This is a genomic window from Bacillus sp. FSL R5-0585 (genome assembly GCF_038004545.1).
Lineage (GTDB): Bacteria > Bacillota > Bacilli > Bacillales > Bacillaceae_G > Bacillus_A > Bacillus_A cereus.
In genome coordinates this window covers 747,046-763,817 of record NZ_JBBORJ010000001.1, presented here as the reverse complement: position 1 = coordinate 763,817, position 16,772 = coordinate 747,046, and the positions used below count along the sequence as shown (strand labels likewise).

Here is a 16,772-nt window from a genome sequence, read left to right as displayed (position 1 = left end):
TTTTAAAATGCTTTGTCATACCACTCTTTTGCTTTTTCTACTTCACCCATCGTTAATTGATGCCCTCGATTTTCCCAATGCATTGTTACATTCGCATTTGCATTTTCTAATAGTACCTTCAATTCCTCTGACTCTGCTGATGAACAAATTGGGTCATTTGTCCCAGCAGCAATAAATACAGATTTCCCTGCTAAATTTGCTAATTGCATTCCTCTTCTTGGTACCATTGGGTGATGAAGCACAGCACCTTTCAATGCATTTTCGTAATGGAATAATAAGCTTGCTGCGATATTTGCCCCATTCGAATAACCGATAGCTACAATGTTATTTCTATCGAATTTATATTCTTTAGCCGCTTCATCTAAAAATTCATTTAATTCCTTCGTACGGAAAATTAAATCCTCTTCATCAAAAATGCCCTCTGCTAATCGGCGGAAGAAACGCGGCATCCCATTCTCTAACACATTTCCCCTAACGCTTAATACCGACGCTTCCGGATCAACTATTTCTGCAAGTGGTAGTAAATCTAATTCATTACCACCTGTGCCATGAAGTAATAACAACACTGGTTTTGACGTATCTTTTCCTTTTTGAAAAACATGTTTCATCATAATCCTTTTCCCCCTTCAATCACTTTAATCTAAATTTCTCACTTCAAATGGTAAAAGCGTTTGTTCAATCTGTTTTCTATGTTGTTCATATTGTTCCGGTAACTTTAATTCCTCACCCATCGTCTCTAACGATTCATCATGAGCGAAACCAGGAGGATCTGTTGCAATTTCAAATAAGATTTCACCATGTTCTCTAAAATAAATCGCATTAAAATAATTTCGATCTTGTACAGGAGTTACGTGATATCCAAAACGCGACACATGCTCTTTCCAGTCTAGCTGATCAGCATCGTCACTCGCTCTCCAGGCAATATGATGAACTGTGCCAACGCCCATTTGGCCACGACCGATTGTTGATAATTTCAAATCAATAATATTTCCAATGTCAGCAGAAGAACGGAATCGAACAAATTCACCCTCTTCTCCAATTTTCTCAAGACCCATAATATGTTCTAACAATTCAGCAGTTTTTTGAGGCTGTGTAGATAAAAGAACAGCACCTCCAAACCCTTTAATTGCTACTTCTGGTGTAACTTCTCCAAAACTCCAATTATTTAATTCGCCTTTTTCTCTTTCAACTAATTCTATATGCAAACCATGCGGATCATCAAATTCTAAATACTGCTCTCCAAAACGAGTCATTTTTGTATACGAAACATCGAATTTTTCTAATCTATTTTCCCAAAACTCCATTGCACCTTTTGGTACAACGTAAGATGTAATTCCTACTTGACCATCTCCAATAATACCTTGACGAGCACCTGCCCATGGGAAAAACGTAATAATTGTTCCAGGCTTTCCTCCTTCATTTCCAAAATAAAGATGGTACGTACCTGGATCATCAAAATTCACTGTTTGTTTCACTAAACGTAACCCCAATACACCAGCATAAAAGTCTACATTTTCTTGTGGATGCCCTACAATCGCTGTAATATGATGGATTCCCGTTGTTTTCTTTTCCATTTCTTCCACTCCTTTTTTATTTCATTATAAAAATTCTTTTACATTTAAATTCATTATTCATTTTGTCCATGCTACAAAGTAAAATCCGTCATTATAATTTTATCTCGAATTCGAGATATTAATCACAAAATTACGTATCGGCGTCTAACCTATCGAATTATCTCGAATTCAAGATAATTCACAAAAAATATTTGTTCGATTTATAACCATAATAAATTTTCATTATGAACATTATTTATCTCGAACTTAAGATTTATTATAAGTTACTTATTTTTTATTGTCAATAAGTCCTTACTTTCATTTTACATGTAAAAAGAGTAAACGCTATTCACCGTTTACTCTTTTTGCAAATCATTTCTTTTCTTCTTCCAGTACTGCTTCCATCTCATTAAATTCACGATGAACTGCCTTAACGGGTTCTTTCGTTAATAAACTTACAACGATAACAGTTAATAAACTACAGAAGAATCCCGGTACCATTTCATACATAGTCGCTTTTAAACTTGGAATTTGTACCCAAGTGATAACAACTAATGCACCGACAATCATCCCAGCAAGAACGCCCCATTTGTTCGTTCTCTTCCAATATAAACTTAATAAAATTGCTGGTCCAAATGCTGATCCAAATCCTGCCCAAGCATATCCAACAAGCGTTAAAATTGTATCACTCGGATGATACGCTAAAACAACTGCAATCATCGCTACAACTAATACTGACAGCCTACCGATAAATACAAGTTCTTTATCACTTGCGTTACGACGGAAAAATGTTTTATAGAAATCTTCCGTTACTGCACTTGAAATAACAAGTAATTGTGAGGAAATACTACTCATAATCGAAGCCAAAATAGCTGATAATAAAAATCCTGTAATATACGGATGGAATAAAATATTTGAGAATGTTACAAAGACCATTTCTGGGTCTTGTAATGTCGCATTATTTTTAGCATAATAGGCGATACCAATTAGACCAGTAAGCATTGCACCTATAATTGAAATCGTCATCCAACCGATACCGATTCTACGAGAAGTTTTTAAATCTTTAATAGAGGTAATTGCCATAAAGCGGACAATAATATGTGGTTGACCAAAATATCCAAGGCCCCATGCTAAAAATGAAATAATACCAAGTATTGTGGTCCCTTTAAACATATCTAAATGCGATGCATCAACTTGCTTAATCGTATTAAATGTTTCTGTTACACCACCGACATCCGTAAAAGCAACAATTGGCACTAGTACAAGCGCAATAAACATAATACAACCTTGCACAAAGTCCGTCCAACTTACGGCTAGAAAGCCACCAAATAGTGTATACGCAACAACGACACCTACTGTTACAAATAAACCAATTTTATAATCAAGGTTAAAAGAATTTTCAAACAAACGTCCACCTGAAACTAAACCAGCCGATGCATAAAATGTGAAAAATACTAAAATGACGATAGCGGAGACAAAACGAAGTATTTTCGTACGATCTTTAAACCGATTCTCTAAAAAGTCTGGAATCGTAATTGAATCATTTGCCACTTCTGTATACGTTCGTAAACGCGGGGCAATGATTAAATAGTTTGCATACGCACCTATTAATAAACCTATCGCAATCCATACACTTGATAATCCTGTTGCATACATCGCACCAGGTAATCCCATTAGCATCCAACCACTCATGTCAGAAGCACCAGCTGATAAAGCTGTAACTGCTGGGCCGAGTCCCCTCCCGCCTAACATATAATCTGATAAATCGGAGGTCTTCTTATAAGACCAATATCCGATATACAACATACCTGCCATATAAATAGCAAGCGAAACCATAATTTCAATCTTCACCAAATCTCTCCCTTAGTCCATAAGCCATTCAAAATTTCGAAAAATGACTTTTTCTATTTTCTTGTTTTCGCTTATGGTTCCCTACCTTAACAAACATTTTTTGTTCTTTCAAGTGAACGAGCACTGTTCATTACATGTGAAAACCTTTATAAACGCCTTTATTCCAGTGGATTACAATGATTTTTCAAGAATTCAAAGTAAAAATATTCAGAAAATTATATAGTGTTTTTTCACACCTTATTTACATTCGTTTACCCGATAAATTTTAAAAGAAAAAGCCATACAAATGTATGACTTTTAGCTTATTGACGTCTCAATTTTCGCTTTCTCTACATATACTTTACGAAATTTCATATAGCATCCAATACGCCAAGGTACTATATAACAAACCGCAAGAGTGTAGAAAAGAATGCCGATTGACTTTGGATCTAGACCTTGTAAATGTCTTCTAAAATAAGCACGTAAAAGAACGATAACTAAAAATGTAGCAATAAAAGCGATACTTTTTTTTGCATAAATTTGACCATCTTCTCTGACTTCATACCCACTTAAAATAATAAGTGGAATTGACAATAACAGTCCGATCCCAGCAGCTATACCAATTTGCCAACCAGCAAGTTGTATCGGTGCTGCGTATAAAGAAAAACCTGGTAATAAGAAGAATAATGGCAATAGTAGTCGTCTTCCTTTATTATTAATTGGTCGATTCATAGAGCGCATGCGTCTAAATATAACGAGCCCTATGACGAGTAAAAAAATTGTAATACTGTACGAACCTTGCTGCAAGTGAATCTCTCCCTAAAAATAGTCATTTTCAAAAATACTCCCCTATTATACTCCTAATTTTTCCAAAAATATAATTATTCCTCTAAAAAATCTTACACATCAAATATACTTTTAGGTTTGATTTACTATAGGAAACAATTCCGAAAGAGGAACTACTCTCCCCACCTCGTCTTTAAACACAATATGCTCTCTAGTTAAATGGCGCGGGCTCTTCACTCCCGCCGCTGCCGCTAATGAAAATAAACTATATCTCATACTAATAATATAATTCATGACTCGCCACTTCTTCTCATACGGATCTAACGCTTTTTGATAATGCGGATTCGTCGTGGCTACACCAGATGGACATTGACCAGAATTACATTGAAGGGCCATAATACAGCCACTTGCCATCATAAACCCACGGGCTGAACTTACAGCATCCGCCCCAATCGCTAAAGCAATCGCCACTTTATCTGGTGTGATTAATTTACCCGATGCAAATACTTTAAACTTGTTACGGACACCATAATGGTTTGCTGTATCAATAAATGTAAGTAATGCTGGAATAAGCGGCAGTCCCATATAATCTGCCATCGATTTATACGTTGCTCCTGACCCGCCTTCTGAACCGTCGATTGTAATAAAATCTGGGTAAATGTTTAGTTCTTTCATTGTTTTTATTAAATCTTCCAAAGGCTCCTGCTGACCAATTACAATTTTCATTCCAACTGGTTTACCGCTGTTTTCTTGCAACTGTTGAATAAAACAAAGTGTATCCGCTGCATTCTTTAAAAATGAAAATCGATTCGGTGAATTAATCGTCTCTCCCTTTCGGACGTTGCGAACAGAAGCAATTTTCTCATTTACTTTTTGCCCCTCTAAATGACCACCACGTATTTTAGCACCTTGCCCAAATTTCAATTCGAATGCTCTAATATTACTTTCTTTCGCTTTCTCCATGAATTTTCCCATTGAAAAATTACCGTCTTCATCACGGTATCCAAATAACCCTGGACCAATTTGCGCAACGATATTCGCTCCTGTATGTAAATGTTCTGGAATAACGCCACCTTCACCCGTATTAATCCACGATCCGCCTGCCATTTTTGCTCCAAAACCACTCGCTAAAATATAATTTTCTCCAATCGCACCGTAAGAAGTCGCAGATGCACCAAACATGCCATGTAGCTTCCACGGATATTTACGGTTCTCACCGACTATAATTGCATCTTCTTCTTCGTACAGCCAAAGATTCGTTGTATCCGCTGTCAATTTTTCTCTTCTTGAAAATAACCCTTCTTTATGAATCACGTACTTTTTACCTTCCCGCTCTTGCGTGAGATTCACACTTAATTCCTCAGTTAATATCGGAAATAATGTATTAGCAATATAATATCCAGAAGCTTCAAAATCTCGTTTTGATCCAAAACCAAGTATTTCAGAGCGATATTTCGCTAAAAACATAACACTTTGAAAATCATAACGTGAGAAAGGCTTTCCATCCGTATCATGATCAAACCAATATTGTCGAAATTCAGGCCCTATCTTTTCCAGTAAGTAGCGCATTCTTCCTAAGTACGGATGTAATTTTAAAATAGAATGGTGTGTTCGTTTTTTTATAAAAAATGTAATGATAAAAAAGACGATTAAAAGCAACATTAAAAATAGTAATATACTAATAATAACGAGTAGCGTTTCACTCATCCCGCTTCCCCCTATGAAATTCCATAATAAAAGGAGAACACTAGATGTGCTCTCCTTTTATCTTTATTCATACTAACGTAGCAAGATGCTCTTTCGCGTCATATTCAACTAAACTTTCAGCGTGTTTAATTCGATGAACAAAGTCTGGATTAGCAATTAACGGTCTTCCGAATGCCGCTACATCAATCGTTCCTTCTTGCAACGCTTCTTCGGCCTCTTTTGGATTTAAATTACCAACCCCAACAATCGTACCATCCCAATATTTTCTTACTAGTTGATGAAAATTCTTTCCATCAGCAATCTCTTGGGTATAATTCATCGTTGAAGGATGGATCATCGTTAACCCAACCTCTTTAAACATATTTATGAACGTTTCAATTGCAAACTCAGGGTTTTCCCACATATAAGTAGGATTATCACCTTTGAAAGCAGAGAAACGAAGAAGTGTTTTATTAGCTCCAACAGCTTCTATTACAGCCGCCGCTACTTCTTTCATAAACGTTAACCTTTGTTTTAAATCACCGCCATATTTATCTGTTCGCTTATTCGCAAACTCATACGTAAATTGATCGATTAAATATCCGTGTGCACCGTGAATTTCTACTCCATCAAATCCAGCTTCGATCGCATTTTTCGCAGCTTGTGCGTATTGCCCGATCACTTCTTGTATTTCTTCTAACGTCATTGCTTCTGGCGTATCAAACGTTTTACGAAAGCGTGGAACATTTCCCTCTGCAGCGATAGCCGACGGTGCTTGTGGCATTTGACCACCAATTATTTCATGATGACTCATACGCCCAACATGCCATATTTGAGCAATAATCGTCCCGCCTTCTTTATGTACCGCCTCTGTAACAGGTTTCCAAGAATCGATTTGCTCTTGTGTATAAATACCTGGTACTCCTGGGTTTCCTTTTGCTCTCGGACTAATGACAATTCCTTCTGTAATAATTAGTCCAATTCCATCCGCAGCACGTTTTCTGTAGTACTCCACTACATCCGCACCAACTACTCCAGTCTCATTATCTGCAAAGCATCTTGTCATCGGTGCCATCGCTATACGATTACGAAGAGACCAAGCTCCAACTTGAATTGGATCAAACAACTTTGTTTCTTCAACGTTTTCAAAAAATCCCCCAGCATTTACATTTGTTCCTTCATAAATACTCGCTGCTTTATTACTTGAACTTGTCATTTTTCTTCCCCCTAAAAAATCTTACTATAACCGCATCATACTTACTTTTAGATAGTAACGTCAATTTTTACGACTTTACAATAAAAAATTCGAATATCCAAAAAATAAAATGCTATAAATAATATTAAAAAGGTTTCCTTAGGAGGAAACCTTTTTTGTTGACCATATATGGCTGTCAATTCGTTTATCTCTTTAATAAAAAAAACACCTTATCAATAGAAGTAAAAATGGTTCAGTATTCTTCTAAAAATAATAACTTATATACCTAAAACAATGAAAGCCCTACCTCTCTTTCATCCTTACGGCTCCTCGTCCGTGCCAGTGTGAATCAGGATTGCAAAAATCAAGTAACTATTTTATCGAAGTATTCAATTAAACTTCGAACATTCATAAATGAAATTAAAAAATAAAAATGGATTTGATTGTAGTAATAACAATAGAGGTAATGCTCTAAAAGTGGTTTGAAAGAGTTGAATGTCTTTGAAATGATAAATTTTCTATAATTATGTTCCCAAAAAATTCAAGATCTTTTTTGGGATATAATACATTATTTGTAATGAACCTTAACAAAAGCTTTTTATCTGATTTTCTGTGATACCTTCAATTAATCCCAGTTCACTAATCAAAAATTCATATGCGTTATCTAACATCTTCTTTTCGCTTGCATTAAGTGCTTTTTCTTTCTGTATACGCATTAAATCACGCACAACTTCAGCACCTTCTTGCATTTTACCCGTCTTTATTTTATCAGTGTTCAATTTATACCTTTGTTTCCATGTAAGTAATCTATCTGATTCCCCATGTTGAAAAATATCCATTATGTGTGCTAATGCGGTTATATCCGTAACTGGACGTATATTCGAATTCAATATTCTCCCTGCTGGAATCATTAGTTCCATATTACTAGCCGACATTTTTATAACATAATACTGTTGTTTTTCTCCTGAGATTTCCTTCTCTTCTATGGCTTTAATTATACCTGCTCCCTGCATTGGATAAACAATGTTATCGCCAATTTGAAACAAATAATCCACCTCCATATATGGTAACCTTCTCAAGCTTAACATACTTTTAGTTTTTTAGCAAAATTTTTATTTTATCATAAAATCATTTTACACGTCAATACTTCAGAAGCAAGAAATTAAATTTACACAATACACTATAAAAATCGCAATTCCATTAACGGTTCCACACACATTCATTCTCTTTTAATACAAAAACACATCACTACATTTAAGTAGTGATGTGTTTTTGTTAAGGCATAAATAAAGATCTACTTTTCCGTCTATATACTAACTTGCTTACTAACCGTTTCCCTCGCTAAAAGAAAACTCATAATCACTTGCGCTGCTACTCTACTCGTCATATCTCTGAAATCAAGAGTTGGATCAATCTCTACTATATCCATCCCTTGAACGAGCGGTTCTTTACCAAGGAATTCAATCGCATCTAGTAAAGTCGTACTATCCATTCCACCAGGCCCAATTGCTGGACAACCTGGCGCAAACGCTTGGTCTAGCACATCCATATCAAGAGAAATATAAATAGAAGTCACACCTTGATTTCTTAATAATTCAATACTTTCCGTGATAATATCTTTTATTTCTCGCTCTCGTACGTCTTTCATTGTATACACTGTTACACCATGCTCTATTGCATATTCATGGTACGCACGTGCATTAGAAAAATTACGAATTCCAATTTGAACAAGTTGTTTCCCTGTAATGACATCATTTTCTAGTAAACTACGGAATGGTGTACCATTTGACGGGCCTCCATCATCTAAATTACGTAAATCATGATGAGCATCAAATTGAATAATTCCGACCTTTCCTTTACTGTTTGCAAAACCTGTTATACTCGGAAAACTAATCGAGTGGTCACCCCCAAGAACGATTGGTATCATGTTCGGGTTTACTTTCGTTACATGACCAACTGTTTCCGCAATTCGTTTATGACTTTCTTTTATATCCGTCACATGCATCGTAATATCGCCGCAATCATATAAGACACTTTCTTTCATATCGTGTTTTTCTGTAATTGCATATGTGCTATATGCATCTAACATCGCACGAATTGTCTTTGGAGCAAAACTTGCTCCTGAATGACTAATAGATGGTTTAGAAAGGGGTGCTCCAATTAAGGCAGCACCGAATATTTCTACGCCTTCCTCCCAATCTTTAATCATCTCACTCCATTTTGTCACTTCACGATCAATAAACTTTGCATTTTTCTTTAAATAGTGGCCGTGCTCCACGATTGTTCACCTCTTGTATATGCAATATTACCATTCTTCCATACTGTATTCACATGACTTACGCCGTAATGATACGGTACGTAAGCATAATTGTAAGCATCCCATAAAACTAAATCTGCCTTACGACCAACTCTAATTTTCCCAGCTACATCACCACGGTTAATAGCATATGATGAGTTAACCGTTACGGCATTCCAAACTTCTTCTGGTGTCATTTTCAGTTTTAGCATCGCAATGCTCATAATAAGCTGAATATTTTCAGTTGGACAGCTACCTGGGTTAAAGTCTGTAGCTAACGCAACTGCAACACCTTCATCAATCATTTTACGACCACGAGCAAAGCTTTCTTTATTTAAATAGAAAGTTGTTCCTGGTAATAATGTTGCTACTGTATTCGAGTTTGCAAGCATTTCAATCCCTTTATCAGAAGCTCCAACTAAATGGTCCGCTGATGCTGCACCGATTTCTGCCGCTGCTTCCGCACCACCAAGAGGGTCGATTTCATCTGCATGAATTTTCACATCAAAGCCAAGCTCTTTCGCTTTTAATAAAAATTCTTTTGATTCTTCCACAGAGAACACACCTGTTTCACAGAAAATATCAACGAACTCCGCTAATTGTTTCTCTTTCATTTCTGGTAATAAATCTAACATCCATTGTAAAAACTCTTTCGATCTACCTTTATATTCTTTCGGAACTGCATGAGCACCTAAAAATGTGGAAACTAAATCGACTGGATGCTCTTTTTGTAATTGTGCTGTTGCCTCTAATTGTTTCCATTCCGTCTCATCATCTAATCCATAACCACTCTTCGCTTCTACAGTAGTAACTCCGAAAGATAGCATACGGTCTAAATGGAATTTCGCTTTTTGAACAAGTTCTTCTTTCGACGCCTGTTTCGTTGCATTTACAGTTGCAAGTATGCCTCCGCCTTGTTCTAAAATTTCTAAGTACGGAACTCCTTGTAGTTTTAGTGCGATTTCATTTTCACGAGATCCACCAAATACAAGGTGAGTATGCGGGTCAACAAGACCAGGAGAAACCATTTTCCCGCCGCAATCAATAACTTCTCTCGCTTGTAATCCTTTCGCTTCTTCCGCTGTTCCAACGAAAGTAATTACACCATTTTCAATTCCAACCGCACCGTTTTCGATAACAGGAAGCGTGTTCATCGCTTCCCGTCTTAACAAGCCATCTTCTTGATCCATTGTTAGTAATTGACCGATATTTATTAGTAAAGTGTCCAGCATGTTTTCTCCTCCTTATTTCATCATCGGAATGTTAACGCCTTTTTCTTTCGCAGTTTCCACAGCTAAGTCATACCCTGCATCCACGTGACGAACAACACCCATACCAGGATCAGAAGTTAATACGCGCTCAATTCGTTTTGCTGCTGCTTCTGTTCCATCTGCAACGATAACCATTCCCGCATGAAGTGAATAACCCATACCAACGCCACCACCGTGGTGAACAGATACCCAGCTCGCACCGTTTACACTATTAATTAATGCATTTAAAATTGGCCAGTCAGCTACTGCATCACTACCGTCTTTCATCGCTTCTGTTTCACGGTTTGGAGATGCTACTGATCCGCAATCTAAATGGTCACGACCAATAACAATCGGTGCTGATAATTCACCATTTGCAACCATTTCATTAATGATGCGACCAAATTTCGCACGCTCACCGTAACCTAACCAACAAATACGTGATGGAAGTCCTTGGAACTCAACTTGTTGACGTGCCATACGAATCCAGTTACATAAATGTTCATTATCAGCGAACTCACGTAAAATTACTTCGTCTGTTTTATAAATATCTTCTGGATCACCAGAAAGTGCTACCCAGCGGAATGGCCCTTTTCCTTCACAGAATAATGGACGAATAAATGCTGGAACGAATCCTGGGAAATCGAAAGCATTTTTCAAACCTTCATCGAAAGCAACTTGGCGAATGTTATTTCCATAATCAAATGTAATTGCACCTTTTTCTTGCATCGCAAGCATCGCTTCCACATGTTTTGTCATACTTTCTTTTGATAATTGTACGTAACGTTCTGGATCTTTTTCACGAAGTTTCGCTGCTTCTTCTAATGTGTAACCTACTGGAATATAACCGTTTAATGGATCATGAGCAGATGTTTGATCTGTAACTAAATCTGGCGTAATATCACGCTTCACTAGTTCTGGTAAAATCTCTGCCGCATTTCCTAGCAAGCCAATTGAAATTGGTTCTTTCTTCTCTTTATACTCGTTCGCAACAGTTAATGCTTCTTCTAATGATTCTGTATACATGTCACAATATCTCTTTTCAATACGACGATCGATGCTGCGCTTATCAACATCAATAGCAATGACAACACCGCCGTTCATCGTTACAGCAAGAGGTTGTGCACCACCCATACCACCTAAACCAGCAGTAAGTGTTAATGTACCTTTTAATGAACCGTCGAAATGTTGACGAGCTGCTTCACCAAATGTTTCATATGTTCCTTGTAGAATCCCTTGTGTTCCAATGTAAATCCAGCTACCAGCTGTCATTTGTCCGTACATCATAAGACCTTTTTTCTCTAGTTCTCGGAAGTGATCCCAGTTTGCCCATTTTGGTACTAAGTTTGAGTTCGCTAACAGAACGCGAGGTGCATCTTCATGTGATTTAAAAATGGCAACTGGTTTTCCTGATTGAACAAGTAACGTTTCATCGCTTTCTAACGTTTTTAATGAATCTACAATCGCCTGATAGCTTTCCCAGTTACGAGCTGCACGGCCAATTCCGCCATACACAACTAATTCTTCTGGTTTTTCAGCAACTTCCGGATCTAAATTGTTCATTAACATACGAAGTGCAGCTTCTTGCACCCACCCTTTCGTTTGTAACTCTGTACCTCTTGGCGCGCGAATTGTTTGTTTTACTTTTTCCATTTCAATCTCTCCCTTTTCTCGTTTTATAGTGCTGCGTTTACATCCAATCTTTCTTTTATCGAATAATTCGTTTTTAACCAATGTGCAATATTTTCAATATCCGTTGAGAAGATGCGATCATTTGTAATAGATGGTACTTGCTGACGCCCTTGATGGTAGAAGCTCTTCGTCACTGTACTCATGTTTTCAATCCCACGATATTCTGCCGCTTGCATCGCACAAATCATTTCAATTGAAAGAACACGTCTTACATTTTGAATAATTTGATGTGCATGACGTGAAGCGATTGTTCCCATACTTACGTGATCTTCTTGGTTAGCTGATGACGGGATTGAATCAACACTCGCCGGATGTGCTAACGTTTTATTTTCAGAAACTAGTGACGCTGCAGCATATTGCATAATCATTGCACCAGACTGAAGTCCTGGTTCTGGACTTAAAAATGGCGGTAAATCGTTTAACTGCGGATTTACTAAACGCTCAATACGACGCTCTGAAATGTTTGCAAGTTCTGCCATTCCTACTTTTAAGAAGTCCATCGCAAATGCAATTGGTTGACCGTGGAAATTACCACCTGAAATTACTTTTTCCCCGCCATCAAAGATTAGCGGATTATCTGTCGCCGCATTCATTTCAATTTCTAATTTTTCTTTCACATAATTTAATACTTGCCAAGAAGCACCGTGTACTTGCGGGATACAACGAAGTGAATAGGCATCCTGTACACGTAGTTCTCCTTGTTTTGTTGTTAACTTACTATCATGAAGAATGTCACGAATTCTGCTTGCTACATCCACTTGCTCTTTATAACCACGTGCTTTATGAACATTTTCATCAAATGCATCAATAATGCCTTGTAACCCTTCAATTGTCATCGAAGCAATTAGTTCAGCTTGATACGCCGTTGCTTCTGCTTCTATATAAGAAAGAACTCCTTGTGCTGTCATCGCCTGCGTACCATTAATTAACGCAAGACCTTCTTTCGCTTCAAGTTCAATTGGCTCAAGCCCTTCTTCTGTAAGAGCAACCATTGCATGAACGCGTTTCCCTTTATAGAACACTTCACCTTCGCCTAATAATACGAGCGCAAGATGAGATAAAGGCGCTAAATCTCCACTTGCACCAAGTGAACCTTGTTGCGGAACGACTGGATGAATTTTACGATTTACAAACTCAAGAAGCATATTTACAACAAGCGGCCTTACGCCTGATACTCCTTTAAGCATCGTGTTCGCTCGTAAAATTAACATTCCGCGCGATACTTCTTCCGGGAATGGATCACCTATCCCACATGCATGTGACTGAATTAAATTATGTTGAAGTGCCTTTACATCATCTTTTTGGATAAGCACATCACTAAACTTTCCAAATCCAGTTGTAATACCGTAAACGACTTTTCCGTCCTCTACAATTTTCTCAACTACTTCGCGGCACTCCGCTACCTTTTGCATACTAGTTGGACAAGCTGTTACACCTTCTCCTTCCAGTAATAACCTCTTCATTTCTTCAACTGTCAATGTATGTCCTGTTAACGTAATCATCATTTTTCCTCCTTAAAAAGGCAAAAGGGGACCTTATCTTTTTAAGACAGACTTCTGTCCTAAAAAAGTAAGGCCCCCTTCTAACTAATAGACTATGGGCAAATCATATGTGATTAATTCCTAAACCAATCGCCTCATGCTCAGATCCTTTTACAGGTGCACCAATCGTTCCATATAATGCAACAGCAACCCATTCGCCTTCTTTTTTCCCGTCGTATGGTGTACCGCGCACAATCGCAAAACGAAGTCCTACTGTACGAAGAACGTCTGCTAACTGAATTTGACCTCTCGTCACTCCGTACAAAGCTTCCATAATTGCATGATAAAGTGCATGTGTTTCTCTGTAAACGTCTGTTTCAATAACTTGGTTGCTTTTAGCCGCTGTTTCCATTGCTGCGACAACCTTTTGCGAATTCATCGAACCCACTTTCCCCGTACAATACTTCCAACCTTTTGGAATGGATAATACAGGACTTTCATTCTCATCCGCAAGTGCCAACAGCATGGCCATACGACCAATTCGATGTGTTCCTTGAAGAAGCATGTGACTCTCTCATTTCTTTTGAATTATTTGAATATTACTTAATTTAAGAATATATGAAAACGGTTAAATCGTCAATAGTTTAAAATCATATTCAAACATTTTTTTCATCCCCCTAATTTTGTGTACACAAATGATTTACACAAATGATTTACACAAAATTTCCAGACGTGCTATAGTCTCACTAACAGATGCAAAGGGGCGAAATTTCAGTGACAAAACGAAAAGATATTCATTTTCGAATTGAAGAGAAATTACTTGAAAGGTTTGAATCAGCACTCCATTACGAAGGTTTAAAGAAAACAGATGTATTAACACATGCAATCCAACAATTTTGCACAAAGGTGGAATGTGACAAAATGAATGATGTAAAACGTCAATATAACGTTAGCAACCATTTACAAACACGCATCGACACACATACACATTACGAAGAAAAACACGTAGATTTAGATAAGATCGTCATTGAACATTTACACCTTCAAGGGGATGAAAACATATTAGAGGTTGGGTGCGCTAGTGGAAAATTCCTTTCCCTTTTACAAACAAATGGTCATAAAGGCCCATTAACCGGGTTTGATCAATCCGAAGCTATGCTTGCTGAAGCTGCTAAAATAAATAACTTAATAGAATGGAAACGAGGGGACGCTAGTAAACTTCCTTTCGAAACAAATTGTTATGACCTAATAATTGCAAGACATATGTTATACCATGTGAAAGATGTTGAAAAAACAATTCAAGGCTTTTATAAAGTCATTCGTTCTGGCGGAACACTTTTAGCTACAACAAATTCTAAAGTTTCATTACCTCGTATAGTTGAAATGTGTAACAACATGCTTGACGCATTTGATCTACCGAAAACATCACCAGCAGTCTCTCCATTTTGTTTAGAAAATGGTAAAGAGATAGTAGCATCTGCTTTTCAAACGGTTGAAGAAACAGTTATTCATAATGCGCTCGTTTTTGATCATGCTACCCCAATAGTAAACTATATTTCCAGCATGTTTCCATCGTTAAATATACCCGATAATATGTATCTTCAAGCCGAGATGAAAGAATGGCTAACAGAAGAAATCAACAAGGAATTATCTCTCCATAACGGTATATGGCGCGATCCAAAAACGTTAGTAATTTATCGGTGTAAAAAAGAAAAAAGCTAGCATTTGCTAGCTTTTACACGTTTTCTCGTAAAAGTTTCTCCATTACTACATTACCTTTACCACAATAAAAATCTGTATTATGTTTGTCTGCCACTCCAAAATAAGAGGCAATTGCTATTCCAAATGGTACAAATGCATGCCCTTGTGCTGTAATAATATTTGAGTGTTGCACAACTTCTTCATACACGAAATTTTCTACTGGAAAACAATCGAATTTTTGATAATCTATAGTCGCAGTATAAGAAATCTCTTTAAATAACCCTGCTTTTGCTAGCGCATACGGTCCAGCACAAATTGCCGCCACTAATTTTTCTTGTTCATGAAATTGACGAATGATTGAAAAAAGAGGTTTTGCATCTTCCAACTGTACTTCTTCTCCACCTGGAATAAGTATCCCCTCATACTCATCTACACGTACTTCACTTACTTCTATATGTGGCTGCACTTGCAACCCAGTTTCACTTATAACCAATTCATTCGTTAAGCCCGCTGTAATGATTTCATATTTATTTTTCAGCAATGCCGTCGCTACTGTTATTTCAAACTCTGCAAATGTTGAGTATACAAATAAAAGTATTTTTTTCATAGCCCTCTCTCCTTTAACCAGTCCATAAAATATACCTCTAAATCGTCCACTGTTAATCTATTCGTGTCCACATAAGTTACAGGAAATTGTTTATACCAGTCTTTTTCAGTTTCTACTAATTTAAATTGCTCCTCAAACGTACTTCTGTTTCTTGTTCTATCATTATTTTTTCTATCATATACATTCTTTTTCGTAACATCTAAGTAAAAAATCACATCCGAACGGCATTCTCTTAATTTATATAATTCATCTTTCAATTCAGTTTCTATATCCCACTCTTCTCCTATAATCGTTGGATAAAAGAGTGTAAAAAACTCAATGTCTTCTGGTCCGCGATCAAAAATTACGACTGAATCTTTCACATTTTGAAACTCCTTTATTTTTGCTTCCATAAACATTTTTTGATTCATAATAAACCCTACTTTTGAATTCATATCTAAATTCAATTTTTTTCGCTTCTCTACAATTGGATATGGATTTTCATATATAACTCGAAACCCTCTCTTTTCTAACCTTTTTGCTAATGTTGTTTTTCCGCTAGCCATCGGCCCTTGCAGTGAAATTACGTATGTCACACCTCTCATTCCCTTACACTTTAGTACACCTATAATATACAGAATCTTGAAAACTCTCAACATTATATATATCATCTTGTTTCTTATTCTTATCTAACTTATAATGAAAAATAGAGATTA

At 36.9% G+C, this 16,772-nt stretch carries 15 protein-coding genes; 1 reads left to right on the top strand and 14 read right to left on the bottom strand.

Annotated elements, in window-relative coordinates; translation table 11 throughout:
• Window positions 1-2: 2 nt before the first annotated feature.
• From MKY38_RS04105 to hutP, 12 genes are all read right to left on the bottom strand, one after another.
• Window positions 3-611 (bottom strand): alpha/beta hydrolase, encoded by a 609-nt coding sequence (locus MKY38_RS04105; protein WP_000975488.1) that lies wholly within the window; start codon window positions 609-611, stop codon window positions 3-5.
• 24 nt (window positions 612-635) lie between these two features.
• Window positions 636-1,574, bottom strand: a complete 939-nt coding sequence (locus tag MKY38_RS04100) for a ring-cleaving dioxygenase (protein WP_000412754.1) — start codon at window positions 1,572-1,574, stop codon at window positions 636-638.
• Window positions 1,575-1,925: 351 nt separating this feature from the next.
• On the bottom strand, window positions 1,926-3,404 hold the full coding sequence (gene putP, locus MKY38_RS04095) for a sodium/proline symporter PutP (RefSeq protein ID WP_000687591.1): 1,479 nt from the start codon (window positions 3,402-3,404) through the stop codon (window positions 1,926-1,928).
• A gap of 297 nt (window positions 3,405-3,701) precedes the next feature.
• Window positions 3,702-4,190 carry a cytochrome c biogenesis protein CcdC gene (locus tag MKY38_RS04090; protein WP_016111168.1) on the bottom strand — a complete coding sequence of 163 codons (489 nt, stop codon included), beginning with the start codon at window positions 4,188-4,190 and terminating at the stop codon, window positions 3,702-3,704.
• 111 nt (window positions 4,191-4,301) lie between these two features.
• Entirely contained in the window at window positions 4,302-5,876 is a 1,575-nt protein-coding gene (locus MKY38_RS04085) for an FMN-binding glutamate synthase family protein (RefSeq protein WP_000005171.1), read from the bottom strand.
• 67 nt (window positions 5,877-5,943) lie between these two features.
• A complete protein-coding gene (locus tag MKY38_RS04080) occupies window positions 5,944-7,071 on the bottom strand; it encodes an alkene reductase (protein WP_341048142.1) in 1,128 nt (375 codons plus the stop codon).
• 563 nt (window positions 7,072-7,634) lie between these two features.
• Window positions 7,635-8,096: a CarD family transcriptional regulator gene (locus MKY38_RS04075; protein WP_170317877.1), complete on the bottom strand. Its 462-nt coding sequence runs from the start codon at window positions 8,094-8,096 to the stop codon at window positions 7,635-7,637.
• A 260-nt stretch (window positions 8,097-8,356) separates the two neighbouring features.
• Window positions 8,357-9,328, bottom strand: a complete 972-nt coding sequence (gene hutG, locus MKY38_RS04070) for a formimidoylglutamase (protein WP_000399850.1) — start codon at window positions 9,326-9,328, stop codon at window positions 8,357-8,359.
• Window positions 9,307-10,578, bottom strand: coding sequence for an imidazolonepropionase (gene hutI, locus MKY38_RS04065; RefSeq protein ID WP_000887539.1), 1,272 nt, complete (start codon window positions 10,576-10,578; stop codon window positions 9,307-9,309). The genes hutG and hutI overlap by 22 nt, the downstream gene beginning before the upstream one ends.
• Window positions 10,579-10,590: 12 nt before the next feature.
• Entirely contained in the window at window positions 10,591-12,249 is a 1,659-nt protein-coding gene (gene hutU, locus MKY38_RS04060; protein WP_000416711.1) for a urocanate hydratase, read from the bottom strand.
• 23 nt (window positions 12,250-12,272) lie between these two features.
• Complete coding sequence (hutH, locus tag MKY38_RS04055) at window positions 12,273-13,790, bottom strand: histidine ammonia-lyase (protein ID WP_000631874.1); 1,518 nt, start codon at window positions 13,788-13,790, stop codon at window positions 12,273-12,275.
• Between the two features lie 103 nt (window positions 13,791-13,893).
• Window positions 13,894-14,334: a hut operon transcriptional regulator HutP gene (hutP, locus tag MKY38_RS04050; protein ID WP_000926516.1), complete on the bottom strand. Its 441-nt coding sequence runs from the start codon at window positions 14,332-14,334 to the stop codon at window positions 13,894-13,896.
• 209 nt (window positions 14,335-14,543) lie between these two features.
• On the opposite strand from hutP, the gene MKY38_RS04045 reads away from it, so the two are divergent.
• Window positions 14,544-15,491 carry a class I SAM-dependent methyltransferase gene (locus MKY38_RS04045; protein ID WP_000166760.1) on the top strand — a complete coding sequence of 316 codons (948 nt, stop codon included), beginning with the start codon at window positions 14,544-14,546 and terminating at the stop codon, window positions 15,489-15,491.
• A gap of 13 nt (window positions 15,492-15,504) precedes the next feature.
• Here MKY38_RS04045 and MKY38_RS04040 read toward each other — a convergent pair whose 3' ends face one another.
• On the bottom strand, window positions 15,505-16,077 hold the full coding sequence (locus tag MKY38_RS04040) for a DJ-1/PfpI family protein (RefSeq protein ID WP_000722233.1): 573 nt from the start codon (window positions 16,075-16,077) through the stop codon (window positions 15,505-15,507).
• Entirely contained in the window at window positions 16,074-16,661 is a 588-nt protein-coding gene (locus tag MKY38_RS04035) for an AAA family ATPase (protein ID WP_002024590.1), read from the bottom strand. The genes MKY38_RS04040 and MKY38_RS04035 overlap by 4 nt, the downstream gene beginning before the upstream one ends.
• Between the last annotated feature and the right edge of the window lie 111 nt (window positions 16,662-16,772).

Bases quoted from the DNA above. Each gene is read 5' to 3' on its own strand.
- MKY38_RS04105 (WP_000975488.1), bottom strand. From the start codon at position 611: ATGATGAAACATGTTTTTCAAAAAGGAAAAGATACGTCAAAACCAGTG.
- MKY38_RS04100 (WP_000412754.1), bottom strand. From the start codon at position 1,574: ATGGAAAAGAAAACAACGGGAATCCATCATATTACAGCGATTGTAGGG.
- MKY38_RS04085 (WP_000005171.1), bottom strand. From the start codon at position 5,876: ATGAGTGAAACGCTACTCGTTATTATTAGTATATTACTATTTTTAATG.
- MKY38_RS04080 (WP_341048142.1), bottom strand. From the start codon at position 7,071: ATGACAAGTTCAAGTAATAAAGCAGCGAGTATTTATGAAGGAACAAAT.
- hutI (WP_000887539.1), bottom strand. From the start codon at position 10,578: ATGCTGGACACTTTACTAATAAATATCGGTCAATTACTAACAATGGAT.
- hutU (WP_000416711.1), bottom strand. From the start codon at position 12,249: ATGGAAAAAGTAAAACAAACAATTCGCGCGCCAAGAGGTACAGAGTTA.
- hutH (WP_000631874.1), bottom strand. From the start codon at position 13,790: ATGATTACGTTAACAGGACATACATTGACAGTTGAAGAAATGAAGAGG.
- hutP (WP_000926516.1), bottom strand. From the start codon at position 14,334: ATGCTTCTTCAAGGAACACATCGAATTGGTCGTATGGCCATGCTGTTG.
- MKY38_RS04040 (WP_000722233.1), bottom strand. From the start codon at position 16,077: ATGAAAAAAATACTTTTATTTGTATACTCAACATTTGCAGAGTTTGAA.
- MKY38_RS04035 (WP_002024590.1), bottom strand. From the start codon at position 16,661: ATGAGAGGTGTGACATACGTAATTTCACTGCAAGGGCCGATGGCTAGC.